The organism is Formosa sp. Hel1_33_131 (genome assembly GCF_001735745.1).
Taxonomy (GTDB): Bacteria; Bacteroidota; Bacteroidia; order Flavobacteriales; family Flavobacteriaceae; genus Hel1-33-131.
Map to the genome: position 1 here is coordinate 991687 of NZ_CP017260.1, position 13532 is coordinate 1005218.

Sequence of the window (13532 nt, forward strand, 5' to 3'; positions counted from 1 at the left end):
CACCGAAGTACGCTATTTATCTTCTTTAGTTTAATTTTTTAAAACTTCAAAGTAAGCCCTACCAAGAAATTTCGTGTGGCTTGAGGGTAATAGCCCGCTCCTTCAATCGTGGTTACTTGACCAGGAACTGACCAGTCGTCATCGTAAGTGTAATAATAGCCATTGGACACATATTCTTCATTAAGAATGTTATTTATTAAAGCTGACACAACTACAGATTTAAATACTGATTTTGGATTCCAACGATAAGAAATATTAAAATCATTTACCAAATAGCTTTCAAGTCTTGAAGCTTTAGTATCTGTATTCCCCATATATTGTTCTCCAACAAATTTGGTTAAAAGGTTTAAACTTAGATTTTTCACAGGACTGTAAACAAACATATTTGAGGCTACAATTTCAGGTGAAAAAGAAATGTTTGTGGTTCCAAAGTCTTTAAGAGCACCATCCACTTGAGAAAAGGTTTGTTTGTTTTTATTAGAGCTCAACGTGATGTTTGGTTGCACCCTAAGTTTATCAGAAAACGCATAAACAGCCTCCACTTCTAAACCAAGTCTATAGCTATCTCCACTGTTCGTTCGGACAGGCGAGCCCACATCATCCAATGCGCCTGTAAGGATCAGCTGTTCGTTGTATTGCATGTAATAGGAGTTGACATTTAACAGCAGCGCTCCCTTTTTGTAACGCCATCCAATTTCAAAATCATTTAACTGTTCTGATTTGACGTCTGGGTTGCTTTCAAAATCACTTCGACTTGGCTCTCTGTTGGCTCTTGCATACGATGCATATACATTAGAGTGCGCTGCTAATTGATAAGTGACCCCAACCTTCGGGTTAAAGAAACGGTAGGTTTCATCAATCAACATATTGACCAAATCAGAAGTAAGCCCCGATGTCTTATAGCCTACATTTCTGAATTGTAAATCTCCAAAAACATCTATTTTAGAATTCAAAGTATAGGTCGCTTTTGCAAAGGCACTAAAATCTGTTTTCTTTCCATTTCCAAAATAATATTGATCTCGAAGCGAAGCGTTTTCAGCAAATTGTTTTGCCCAAATCACTTCTCCAAAATGATCGCCATCATAGGTGCTATAAGACCCTCCAAATGTAAGGTCTAATTTAGTATCGCTATAGTTTGCGGTCGCATTCATCACATAATAATCGTTGTCTAACCAACGTCTTCTAATAAGGTCAGTGACTGGCGTTCCATAGGAGTCAACTCCCGTAGCTTCAACAATTCCGCCGTAGGTACTCACCTCATCGTCCGTCCTGAACTGCTCAAAATAGCCACGACCAAATGTGTAATTCAGCCCTAAGTTAGTGGACCAATTTTGATCGATTTTTTGATTCCAATGGAGCTGATAATGGTCTTGCTTATAGTTGTCAATTTCATTGTCATAGGTATATGGATTTTGTCGACGGTTCTGATCTATTTCTTCTTTTGTCAACCCAAACCAAGACTGGTATGTTTTTTCATGCCCTCCAAAAACCAAGGCCTTAATGAGTGTCCCATTCTGATTGTAGGTTCCTTGTAAAAAATAGGATTTAAGGTCCGAAAAAGCTCTGTCAACATAGCCGTCCGATTTAATCTGTGACAAACGCCCTGCAACTTCAAAAACGTCATTAATCTTGCCTGTACTGAATTTAACGGTATGCTTTCGTGTGTTATAACTTCCAAAAGTATTTGAAATTTCAGCAGACGATTTTTCTGAGACAGCATCTGTTAGTATATTGATACTCGCTCCAAAAGCACCCGATCCATTAGTGGATGTCCCTACGCCTCTTTGGAGTTGTAAGCTTTCTACGGAGGATGAGAAATCTGGTAAATTTACCCAAAACGTTCCTAGTGATTCCGCGTCGGTATAAGGAATCCCATTGATGGTAATGTTGGTTGACAAAGGACTGACGCCACGAACTCTAATTCCCGTGTAGCCAATACCCGCGCCAGCATCGCTTGTAGTGACGACTGATGGCAAATAATTTAATAAAACTGGGAGGTCTTGACCTAGGTTTCGAGGCTCTAATTGGGCCTTGGTCACATTGGAATGCGTAATTGGTGCATTTGGTTTTACTCTAATAGATTGAACCAAAACCTCCTCTAAAGTTTGTGTTTTGGTGGAATCGTTTTTTACTTGATTTTGTTGTGCAGTCATTACGGATGTTGCCAATGACAGTGCAACTAAAAGGACAGATTTTTTCATACGATAAAAATAATATCGAATAAAAAGAGGTCATTATTCTTTACAAATTAATTACAAAATTTTTGAAGCAAATGCTTCGTCAAAACTTCAATTAAACTAATTAGTTAATTGAAACTCACATCCCTAAACAGCATTATCTGTTCTAGGTTCAATGGGTATGATCTCAGCCGATATCGGCACCCCTTTATTGAGAACGGTGCAAATATAGTTTAGATTTTGAAATTGAAAAGAATTTTTAAAATTATTTTACTTGATGTGTAAACTTTAAAAGATCATTCACTGTTTTAACAGGGTTGAATGTGATAATTGGAACTTCCACAAAAATTGTATTCCAATCGGCCATGCTGCCATTCCATAAACCGGGCCTCTCTAAGGTTTTGAGTTTTTGACCGTATTTTGTTTTTGTCGTCACAAAGTAAGTATTAGAATCTATAAATTGCTCTAAATCATAGGCTTCCCCTTTGTAATTTTTGACACCACAAATAATATCAACAGGATTAAAGTGCGTGGCATTTGTCAAAATAGCTTTCTGATTTTTTAGATTTATATCCACTTGACTCGCTTCTACTATTTGCAACGATACTTCTCCATTGTCATGCCTTACCCAAAAAGGGCCACCTCCAGGTTCACTTTCATTTTTTACCATCCCACAAACCCGCATTGGGCGGTTAATTTTGGACTGTAAATATTCGATTTTATGCTTATTTGCATATTTGCTGAATTGAGAGCTAATTACAATATTTAGGTTTTGGGTTAAAAATCCTGCAATTTCTTCTATATCAACTTTAGATATGCCTTTAGACTCCAAGGCTTTTGCATAGGAAAATACCTGACTTTGCGTCTTCAATAATATGCCCGCAAGTGCTTTTTTATAGCGCACTATTTCATCTAGATAGTTGTTAACCACAACATTATCTACATTTTTAATAAAAATAATATCGGCATTAATTTGATTTAAATTTTTTATTAAGGCACCATGTCCCGACGGTCTGAACAGTAGTTTGTTTTTTAACCTAAAAGGGGTGTTTTTTAAATCTACTGCCAAAACATCTGTATTCGGTTCTTGATTTGAGAACGTGATTTTGAATGTGGTATTGGTTTTGGTTTCAACCTGTTCTTGTATAGATGCTAATTTTGTCTGGAATTGTTTCAAATGCGTTTTAGTAATCGTAAAATGCAATACAGCTTTGCCATTTACAGAAGCATATTTTGCCGCTTCGAATAAATGTTCTTCAAAAGCGGTTGAAATATGATTTTTGTACTTGTGAAAAGGCAATAATCCTTTGGGGATGTTTGAATAATTTAAATACGTTTCTTCTAAGATGGTCTTCACAAACAAGAGGCGTCTTTGATCTAAAGTGAGCAAGTCATAATCCGGGATCATTGCCCGCATTTTAGCAACTGCTTCATCATGAAATGGAAGTTTTTCGATGGTTACAAAAAACAAAAACAATTCAGTGATTTTATTTTTATTTATATAAGAATTGATCGATTCTTTTTGAGGGTCGTAATCCGCCAAAAATTCATGCAACATCTTAAACATTCGCGAAGCTGCCCCAGAAGCTGGTGTAAATTTAACTACGGCAAGACAGGTTTTCTGTTCTTCATAATATTCAATGAACTCATTAATTTCTAAGTCTGAAAGTTTTATGATGCCTTTGCCTATAGTTGCCGAGGCTTTTAAATTCACAAAACCTAGAGGTGACTTATAGTGCTCTAATTGCTTGGCAACATCTGTCAAGCTAAGCCCTAAGCTTTCAAAATGCTCTATGTCTGAAGGGGTATAATTCAAATCGTTGGTATTAAAAGTTGGTTTATGTGGTTGACCGCATTTTTCAATCGGTTCGTTTTAGAACCGCTTAAAATCACATAAGGGAGCTCCTGTTTTTGTAAAGCCGCTTCAAATGCTGAAAACATTTTTTTTCGTTCATAGGGCTTGTCTCTCAAATCGTCTGCCACCCAAGGAACATCAATGTCACATAAAAAGTACAAGTTATAACAATTTTTTTTAGCATAGTCCTTAATTACAGGATCACAGTACCCATCATAGTAAACTTCAGAGTATACTTTTGTTTCCAGCAGGTTGGTATCGCAAAATAAGAGTTCGTCTGTTTTGGCTGCAGCCGCATTTTCTAATTGCATTTGACCGATCGCAATTGGCAATAAATCAGACCGCTCACAGGTTTTTTGTTCAATGTCCCATTTATTTTGAAGATAGTCTCGCGCATATTCAGCAACCCAATGTGTGCCGTAATGTTCTGCCAACGCTTTAGATAAGGTTGTCTTTCCTGTAGATTCTGGACCAAATAAAACTACTTTTATGCAGTTTGAATGTTGTTGTTCAAGTGTTTTTTCCATGCTAAAAATCCAAATATAGCTATAATTGTAAAACCTAAATATTGTAAACTAGAAAATGTAAACCCTTTGTAAAAATATAGGGGCACTGATATTATATCTGCCACAATCCAAAAAATCCAATTTTCTATTTTCCGTTTTGCCATCAACCACATCCCTACAAAAAATAAAGCTGTTGTGAGTGTATCTACATAAGCAACCCAGCCCTTCCACATATCAAAAATCTGATAGACCACAAACACAAATAATAAGGTCGATATAAAAATAATTACCCCTGTGAACTGTTCTCTTTTGGTCATTCTAGATATTGGAGTGACGTGTTCGGAATCTACTTTTCGGGTCCAAATATACCATCCATATAAACTCATTATAAAATAATAGCCGTTAATCATCATATCGCCGATAAGCTGCCATTTAAATAATAAATACACAAATATAGAGGTGCTTACCAATCCCGTTGGAAAGACCAGAATATTGTTTTGTTTGGAGTACCAAACAGAGGCAAACCCAAAGATGACGGCGGTTATTTCTAGCACAATATCCGTAAGTGCATAGCCGCTGTATTGTTCAAATAAAAAATTAAAAATGTGGCTCATAATCGCTGCGATCGCTTTTTACAATTTTCATGTTCAAAACGACGTTTTCAATATCGTTAAAGGACGTTTTGATCGTTGCTGTCAAAAATAACATTAAGGCATCGTACTCTCCATAGATTTGTGTGCTTAATGGATTTTCGAGGACTCTAAACTCAGAGTCACGCAATGCTTTTATGAAGTCTATAATTGGAGGCTCAAAATCCGTTTGTAGTGGCATGAGTGTAAATTCTACTGAAATGTTCATTTAAAAATACTATTAAAAATTAGGGCCTACAATGGCACATCCAAATCCTTCAAATTCCATGAAAATGGCTTTATACTTAGACCTCTGATTGTCTTCAATAACCCAAGCTGTTGTACTGTTAGCCTCTGTTCCAAAAGGCAGAACCAAAAAATGTTTTTTAAACACCATTCCTGAGATTGCATATAATTTATAAAGCGATTCTTTTATACACCAGATCCAAGTCAATTTTTGAATCAGTTTAGGATCCTTTTCAGTTAAGTAAGAATCTTCATAGCCAATAAATTTCGAAGCAATTTTAATTATTTTTTCGCGTTGTTTTTCAATGTCAACCCCTACTGGTCTTGAACTCACCACCACCGCTGAAAATGTATAAGAATGCGTAATAGAAATGTGTTTTCCATCTTTCAAATGAGGTTTCCCAAATGCATCATATACCAAATCTTCATCTACATAGCCAAATTCAGCAAGTAACATTCGAACACTTAAAAATCCACGTTGATGCAATTCACTTTTCATCCCATTGACGCGCTCTAAACTTTCAGCTTTCAACACGAGTTGCCCAGTGAAAAAATCTTTGGATTCAGAGATCTTCCAGATTTTAACAATAGTTTGTGAATTTAAAACAAGTGATTTATAAAGTGGCATTTAATTTTTAAATAGTTAATAGTTATCTTTGCAAGGTATAATAATTAAAAAACGAAAATACACTAATTTATAGGTTAAAACCAAACTAGTGCATTTAAAAAACTGCCTTATGACCGTAAAAACAATTCCCTACACACCTTTCAAAGTAAAAGATATGTCTCTTGCAGACTGGGGTCGCAAAGAAATTGAACTCGCTGAAGCTGAAATGCCAGGCTTAATGAGCCTTCGAGAAGAGTATAAAGACAGCCAACCGCTGAAAGGTGCTAGAATCGCTGGGTGTTTACACATGACCATTCAAACGGCTGTTCTTATTGAGACGCTTGTAGCACTCGGAGCAGATGTGACTTGGAGTTCATGTAATATATTTTCAACACAAGATCAAGCAGCCGCAGCAATTGCAGCCGCTGGAATTCCTGTATATGCATGGAAAGGTCTTAGTGAAGAAGAATTTGATTGGTGTATCGAACAAACACTGTTTTTCGGAGAAGATCGCCAACCTTTAAATATGATTTTAGATGATGGTGGTGATTTAACCAACTTAGTATTTGATCATTATCCAGAACTAATGGAAGGCATCAATGGCTTAAGTGAAGAAACAACTACGGGCGTACACCGTTTGTATGAGCGTATGAAAAACGGAACTTTATCAATGCCTGCAATCAATGTGAATGATTCGGTAACGAAAAGTAAATTTGACAATAAATATGGCTGTAAAGAAAGTGCAGTAGATGCTGTACGTCGTGCAACAGACCTAATGCTTGCTGGAAAAAGAGTTGTTGTTTGTGGTTATGGTGATGTAGGTAAAGGAACTGCTGCTTCTTTTCAAGGTGCTGGAAGTATCGTAACTGTAACAGAAGTGGATCCTATTTGTGCGTTACAAGCTGCAATGGACGGGTTTGAAGTAAAGAAACTGGAAACAGTATTGCCTACTGCTGATATTGTAGTGACGGCAACTGGAAATAAAGACATCGTTCAGAGCATTCATTTTGAAGCAATGAAAGACAAAACAATTGTTTGTAACATTGGTCACTTTGACAATGAAATTGACATGACTTGGCTAAATGATACACATGGAGCCAGTAAAGTTGAAATCAAAGCACAGGTAGACAAATATACTATTGATGGCAATGATATTATTGTATTGGCAGAAGGGCGTTTGGTGAATTTAGGATGTGCTACGGGACACCCTAGTTTTGTGATGAGTAACTCATTTACAAACCAAGTATTAGCTCAAATCGAACTCTGGACAAATAGAGACGCATACGGAAACGAAGTTTATATGTTACCAAAACATTTAGATGAAAAAGTAGCCAAACTGCACCTTGCTAAAATTGGTGTGGAGCTTACAGAACTCCGTGAGGAACAAGCAAGTTATATTGGCGTAGAAGTTCAAGGGCCTTATAAGCCAGAGTATTACCGCTACTAATAATAAGACTTATACAAAAGCCAAAGCATTCGCTTTGGCTTTTTTTTTGATTAAAATTCATCTGATAATTAAAGAAAAATGATGAAATTTCTACCCTCTAAAAAAGAATATATCTCTCTAATAATGCAACTCATTGGGGAAGCGCAAGCGTATTTGGCTGCGCAAGATATAGAGCAGTGGCAAAATGGATATCCCAACGAGCAAGCAATCTTAAAAGACATACTTAATAACGAAAGTTATGTTGTAAAGCTAGAAGACTCTAACCTCCTAGCTACGGCGATGTTTACCACCAAAAACGAACCAACTTACAAAAGTATTGAAGGCCATTGGATTACCGAATCCGATGCTACATACGGGGTGATTCACCGCATGGCAGTTGGAGAAAAATTTAGAGGCACTGGCGTTGCAAAATTTATTTTTAACCACTGTGAGCAGACCTTAAAACAGACTTCCATTCAATCGATGCGAATTGATACTCACGAAGACAACCTTGGAATGCAAGCATTACTCAAAAGATTAGGCTATGTGTTTTGTGGAGTGATTTACTTAGAGAACAACGATAAGCGTTTGGCTTATGAAAAACTAATCTCCTAGAATTTTGACATAAAAAAAAGCCTCGCAATGCGAAGCTTTTTTATAAAAGTTAATTGAAATTATGCCTCAAAAGGAACAATAGACACATAGGACTTATTGTTTCTCTTTTTTGCAAATTTCACTAGACCGTCCACTTTAGCATGAAGGGTATGATCTTTTCCAGCATACACATTCTCACCAGGATTGTGTGCAGTACCACGTTGTCTTACGATAATGTTACCAGCAATTGCTGCTTGTCCACCAAAGATCTTTACGCCTAGACGTTTTGATTCTGATTCTCTACCGTTTTTCGAACTTCCGACTCCTTTTTTATGCGCCATTTTATTTCGATTTTAATATGTTATAAATTCTAACTTAAAGCTGAAATTAAATCTGATTTTTTCATTGCTGAAATTCCAGAAATTCCTTTAGCTTTTGCTAATTCTTTTAATTGTGCAACAGTCATTGCAGATAAATCTTGAGCAGCTTCTGCTTTTGGAGCAGCAGCTTTTGCAGCTGGCTTAGAAACTTCTTTCTTTACCGCTGGTTTCGCTTTTGGCGCAGCAGCTTTCGCTGGTGCAGCTTTTTTAGCTCCTGAAGCAGCAATGCTTTCGATTTGAATTTCAGTCAAAGCTTGGCGGTGGCCATTCTTAACTCTATATCCTTTACGTCGTTTCTTTTTGAATACGATCACTTTATCACCTTTAAGGTGCTTTAAGACTTTGGCTCCTACTTGAGCGCCGTCTATAGCTGGGGCGCCAACAGTCACTTTGCTACCATCTGCTAAAAGAAGTACATTGTCAAAAGTGACTTGTTTTCCTTCTTCTGTTTGCAAACGATTAACAAAGACTTTTTGGTCTTTTTCAACTTTGAATTGATGCCCTGCTATTTCTACAATTGCGTACATAGCGTAACGTTTTTTATTAAATTAGTTTAAATTAAATTCACTACACCAAAAAGTATAGCGGCTGCAAATATAATTCTATTATCTTAATCTGCAAATAATTTTCAACTTATCCTCTTATTTACTTGGTTTGAGGGTTGACTTTAAAAAAAAATGTTACATTTGATGTCATAAAATGTAACTTAGTAAGACATCCTGCGTCTTATTGAATAATTATAAATTAAAAATTAAATCATGAAAAAATGCTTATGTTCTTTAGCTGCTTTGCTTTTGATGACTTTAACAATCTCAGCGCAAGAAGTTAAATTTGAAGAGTACGATTTAAGTAACGGTATGCACGTTATTTTACATCAAGACAACACAGCGCCTGTTGTAACAACTTCGGTTATGTACCATGTTGGTGCAAAAGATGAAAATCCAGAACGTACTGGATTTGCACACTTTTTTGAACACCTGTTGTTTGAAGGGACTAAAAATATTCCTAAAGGTGAATGGTTTACAATTGTATCTTCTAACGGAGGAAGCAACAACGCTAATACTACCGATGACCGAACTTACTACTATGAAGTATTTCCTTCAAACAATGTAGAGCTAGGGCTGTGGATGGAATCTGAACGTTTATTACATCCTGTTATTAACCAAGATGGTGTTGACACTCAAAACGAAGTTGTAAAAGAGGAAAAAAGATTAAGAGTTGACAACAGCCCTTATGGAAAATTTCTTGAGATGATCAAAGTTAACATGTTTAAAAAGCATCCTTATAAAGGAACTACGATTGGAAAAATGGCGCATTTAGATGCTGCAACTCTAGAAGAGTTTCAAGCATTTAATAAAAAATTCTATGTGCCTAACAATGCTGTTTTAGTAGTTGCTGGTGACATTGATGTTGCAGCGGTTAAAGTAATGATAGAAAATTATTTTGGACCGATTCCAAGAGGTGAAGACATTGTTAGAGATTTTCCAAAAGAAGATCCAATTACTGAGCCTATGCGAGCGAAAGCTTACGACTCAAATATTCAAATTCCAGCAGTGATGGCCGCCTACAGAACGCCTTCATTTAAAGACAGAGACGCTTATGTGTTAAGTATGGTCTCAACCTATTTGAGTGATGGAAAAACTTCTAAGCTATATAAAAAGATGGTGGATGATAAAAAAATGGCGCTACAAGTTGGTGCTCTTGATTTTAGTCAAGAAGACTATGGAACCTATATACTATATGCATTGCCTTTAGGAGATGTTTCATTGGACGATCTTGTTGCTGAAATGGATGAAGAAATTGTAAAACTACAAAACGAACTTATTTCTGAAAGAGACTACCAGAAAATTCAAAATAAATTTGAAAACAACTTTGTAAGTTCAAACTCAAGTTTTGAAGGAATCGCAAATTCATTGGCACGTTACTATATGTTATATGGCGATGTTAATTTAATCAACAATGAAATTGAAATCTACCGTTCTATAACACGTGAAGAAATCAAAGCGGTTGCTAACAAATATCTGAATGCAGACCAACGATTGATATTAGAATACTTACCAGAATCCGATAAGGAATAATAACTAAAAGATCTAAAAATGAAAACTAAATTATACATATTAATTGCCGTGTTTTTCATGTCTCTGGGAGTGAATGCTCAGATTGACCGCTCACAGCAACCAAAACCAGGGCCTGCTCCAGTAATTTCACTAGAGAAGCCACAAGAATTTGAATTAAAAAACGGCCTCAAAGTATTGGTTGTTGAAAACCATAAACTGCCAAGAGTGTCCTTTAACTTAGCTTTTGACAGAGACCCTGTATTAGAAGGTGAAAAAGCTGGTGTTACATCGCTTTTAGGAGCCATGTTAGCAAACGGTACTACCACGATCTCTAAAGACGATTTTAATGAAGAAATTGACTTTTTAGGTGCGCGATTGAGTTTTGGTTTTAGCGGAGGTTCTGCAAATTCACTAACAAAATACAGCAATCGTATGTTGGAATTGTTAGCAGATGCAGCTATGAATCCTCTACTTACTGAAGAAGAATTTCAAAAAGAAAAAGAAAAACTTATTGAAGGGATCAAGTCAGATGCTAAAAGTGTTGATGCAATTGCAGGACGTGCTGGTGGTGCATTGGCTTACGGCAAACAACACCCTTATGGTGAGTTTGTCACTGAAGAATCGGTTGAAGCAGTGACTCTTGAAGACGTGAATGCTTATTATCAAAAATACTTTACACCCAACAATACGTATTTAGTGATTATTGGAGATGTCAACACAAAAGCCGTTGTTAAGCTTGTAAAAAAGTATTTCAAAAAATGGGAAAAAGCAGCGACTGCAACAACGGTTGTTGTAGAACCAAATGCGAATCCTGAGTCTTTAGAAATCAATTTTATTGACATGCCAAATGCGGTGCAGTCCAATATTTCTTTGACAAGCACTGTAAAGCTAAAAATGAGTGATCCTGATTACCATGCAGTTCTTATTGCAAATAAAATACTAGGTGGTGGGTTTAATAGTTACTTAAACATGAACCTTCGTGAAGAGCATGGCTATACGTATGGTGCACGTTCTTCTGTTGGAACAGACAAATACATCTCTCGTTTCAGAGCTGGAGCTGCCGTAAGAAATGCAGTGACTGACAGTGCTGTAGTTCAAACCATCAAAGAAATCAAACGCTTTCAAGCGGAGCCTGTAGAAGCGGATGCTTTATCAAATGCCAAAGCAAAGTATGTAGGTGATTTTGTATTAGCACTTGAAAGACCAAGTACGATTGCTCAATATGCAATCAATACAAAAATTAATGAATTACCAGAAGATTTCTATGCGACTTATTTAGAGAAAATAAACGCAGTCTCTATTGAAGATGTAAACCGTGTTGCAAACCTGTATTTTACAGCAGACAATGCACGCATCATCGTCGTTGGTAAAGGAAGTGAAGTGATCGGAAATCTCGAAAAAACAGGCATTCCAATCAACTACTTTGACACCTTTGCAAACCCAGTTGAAAAGCCTGAGTTTACAAAGCCAATCCCCGCAGGCGTGACTGCTGCAACGGTGCTTGACTCTTACATTACCGCCATTGGAGGTCTTGAAGCTGTCAATGCAGTAAGCTCTGTAATGACATCAGCTAATGTTACTATTGAAGGAATGCCCTTTAAACCAACCGCGGTATCGAAAGTTATGACACCTAACATGTCATCAATGGAAATGTCTATTGAGGGAATGGGAACGGTTATGAAGCAAAAGTTTGATGGTACTGAAGGCTATGCCGAACAACAAGGAATGAAACAACCAATGTCTGAAGACGAGCTTGCTGAAAAAGCAAAAGAAAAAGGCTTATTTCCAGAAACTTATTTAGATGCAAGCACATTAACCTTGGTTAGCTTATCTGCTATTGACGGCGTTGATGTTTACAAACTAAAAGTTGAAGAAGATGCTTATCGTTATTATGACGCTGCTACTGGACTTTTGGTGAGAACTGAAAAATCACAAGAAGCACAAGGTCAAACAATAACCTCTGTTCAAGATTTATCTGATTACAGAGAAGTGAATGGTGTCTTGTTTCCATTCGTACAGAAAATAACTGCAGGCCCTCAAGTCATTGGGATGGCTGCAAGCGAGATTGTCGTTAATGACGGCGTCTCTGCAGAAGATTTTAAATAATCTAACTTTACAAATTCTAAAAGAACCGAGGCATTAGCTTCGGTTTTTTTTTGCTTTTTTATTGGCTAAATAGATGCCACACAATATAAGTAAAGAGGCCAATCCTTGGTCCAATCCAAAAAGCTCGCCATCGGCCAATCCCCAAAGGAGTGCCACTAGTGGCATTAAATAAGTCACAGAAGATGCAAACACAGGACTTGAAATCTGTATGAGATTATTGAAAATAATTTTCGCCATCACGGTTCCAAATACCGCTAAGATCGCCACATACCCTATCGAAACAAAAACTGCCTCATGCTCATAGGTTTGAGACGAGAAAAAATCTGAGAAAATTAAGACCAAAAAAGCAGGAATGAATATCGCTATAAAATTCCCCGTAGCTATGGCAAGTGGTTTCACATCCTGAAGGTAGTGTTTGATTATATTGACATTAAACCCATACATAACTGTTGCCAAAACAACAAAACCAGCGTACAAATAATTTTGATCGGGATTGAGTTCCATGCTGTTAAAGATGAGCATTGAGGCCCCAATAAACCCAAGCATCACGCCTAGCATTTGAATTTTAGTGGACGCAATCTTAAAAACAGCCAAACCTATTAAGGTCGCATTCAATGGTACCAAGGCATTTAAAATAGAGACAATTCCACTATCCACTTCCGTTTCTGCAAATGCAAATAAAAAGGCCGGTAGGAAAGTGCCAATAAATCCAGATAGAATAATCCACTTCCATTGATGGTTGAGAATCGTTTTGACGGATTTATATCCAATCATAAAAATAAAAAGAGACGAAATAACCGTTCGTAAACTCCCCAATTGCAAGGGCGTTAGAGCGACTAAACCCTTCTTAATAAGAATAAAAGAACTCCCCCACACGATCGCTAATACAAACAGATACGTCCACTTTTTTTGTTCTTGATTCATTTTGATGACGGATAATTTTTTACAA

Annotated in this window: 13 protein-coding genes; 4 read left to right on the top strand and 9 right to left on the bottom strand. The window is 36.8% G+C overall.

What is annotated here, in order from left to right; all coding sequences use genetic code 11:
- Positions 1-38: 38 nt before the first annotated feature.
- The 6 genes from FORMB_RS04470 to FORMB_RS04495 form a co-directional block, all read right to left on the bottom strand.
- Positions 39-2201: a TonB-dependent receptor gene (locus tag FORMB_RS04470; RefSeq protein ID WP_069676310.1), complete on the bottom strand. Its 2163-nt coding sequence runs from the start codon at positions 2199-2201 to the stop codon at positions 39-41.
- A 241-nt stretch (positions 2202-2442) separates the two neighbouring features.
- Entirely contained in the window at positions 2443-3993 is a 1551-nt protein-coding gene (locus FORMB_RS04475) for a DUF4301 family protein (protein WP_069676311.1), read from the bottom strand.
- Positions 3990-4559, bottom strand: coding sequence for an AAA family ATPase (locus FORMB_RS04480; protein WP_069676312.1), 570 nt, complete (start codon positions 4557-4559; stop codon positions 3990-3992). Before FORMB_RS04480 ends, FORMB_RS04475 begins: the two co-directional genes overlap by 4 nt.
- On the bottom strand, positions 4520-5152 hold the full coding sequence (gene pnuC, locus FORMB_RS04485; protein ID WP_069676313.1) for a nicotinamide riboside transporter PnuC: 633 nt from the start codon (positions 5150-5152) through the stop codon (positions 4520-4522). Before pnuC ends, FORMB_RS04480 begins: the two co-directional genes overlap by 40 nt.
- Complete coding sequence (locus tag FORMB_RS04490) at positions 5136-5396, bottom strand: thiamine-binding protein (RefSeq protein ID WP_069676314.1); 261 nt, start codon at positions 5394-5396, stop codon at positions 5136-5138. The genes pnuC and FORMB_RS04490 overlap by 17 nt, the downstream gene beginning before the upstream one ends.
- Positions 5397-5408: 12 nt before the next feature.
- On the bottom strand, positions 5409-6041 hold the full coding sequence (locus FORMB_RS04495; RefSeq protein WP_069676315.1) for a 4'-phosphopantetheinyl transferase family protein: 633 nt from the start codon (positions 6039-6041) through the stop codon (positions 5409-5411).
- 109 nt (positions 6042-6150) lie between these two features.
- On the opposite strand from FORMB_RS04495, the gene ahcY reads away from it, so the two are divergent.
- On the top strand, positions 6151-7467 hold the full coding sequence (ahcY, locus tag FORMB_RS04500) for an adenosylhomocysteinase (protein WP_069676316.1): 1317 nt from the start codon (positions 6151-6153) through the stop codon (positions 7465-7467).
- A gap of 78 nt (positions 7468-7545) precedes the next feature.
- A complete protein-coding gene (locus tag FORMB_RS04505; protein ID WP_231925568.1) occupies positions 7546-8061 on the top strand; it encodes a GNAT family N-acetyltransferase in 516 nt (171 codons plus the stop codon).
- A gap of 59 nt (positions 8062-8120) precedes the next feature.
- On the opposite strand, the gene rpmA is transcribed toward FORMB_RS04505, so the two are convergent.
- Both rpmA and rplU read right to left on the bottom strand, forming a co-directional pair.
- Complete coding sequence (gene rpmA / locus FORMB_RS04510; RefSeq protein ID WP_069676317.1) at positions 8121-8381, bottom strand: 50S ribosomal protein L27; 261 nt, start codon at positions 8379-8381, stop codon at positions 8121-8123.
- A gap of 29 nt (positions 8382-8410) precedes the next feature.
- Positions 8411-8947 carry a 50S ribosomal protein L21 gene (gene rplU, locus FORMB_RS04515; protein WP_069676318.1) on the bottom strand — a complete coding sequence of 179 codons (537 nt, stop codon included), beginning with the start codon at positions 8945-8947 and terminating at the stop codon, positions 8411-8413.
- A 231-nt stretch (positions 8948-9178) separates the two neighbouring features.
- On the opposite strand from rplU, the gene FORMB_RS04520 reads away from it, so the two are divergent.
- Together FORMB_RS04520 and FORMB_RS04525 are read left to right on the top strand one after the other, a co-directional pair.
- Positions 9179-10498, top strand: coding sequence for a M16 family metallopeptidase (locus tag FORMB_RS04520; RefSeq protein ID WP_069676319.1), 1320 nt, complete (start codon positions 9179-9181; stop codon positions 10496-10498).
- 18 nt (positions 10499-10516) lie between these two features.
- Positions 10517-12583: a M16 family metallopeptidase gene (locus tag FORMB_RS04525; RefSeq protein ID WP_069676320.1), complete on the top strand. Its 2067-nt coding sequence runs from the start codon at positions 10517-10519 to the stop codon at positions 12581-12583.
- Positions 12584-12616: 33 nt separating this feature from the next.
- Here the strand turns inward: FORMB_RS04525 and FORMB_RS04530 are convergent, their stop codons facing one another.
- A complete protein-coding gene (locus FORMB_RS04530) occupies positions 12617-13507 on the bottom strand; it encodes a DMT family transporter (RefSeq protein WP_069676321.1) in 891 nt (296 codons plus the stop codon).
- Between the last annotated feature and the right edge of the window lie 25 nt (positions 13508-13532).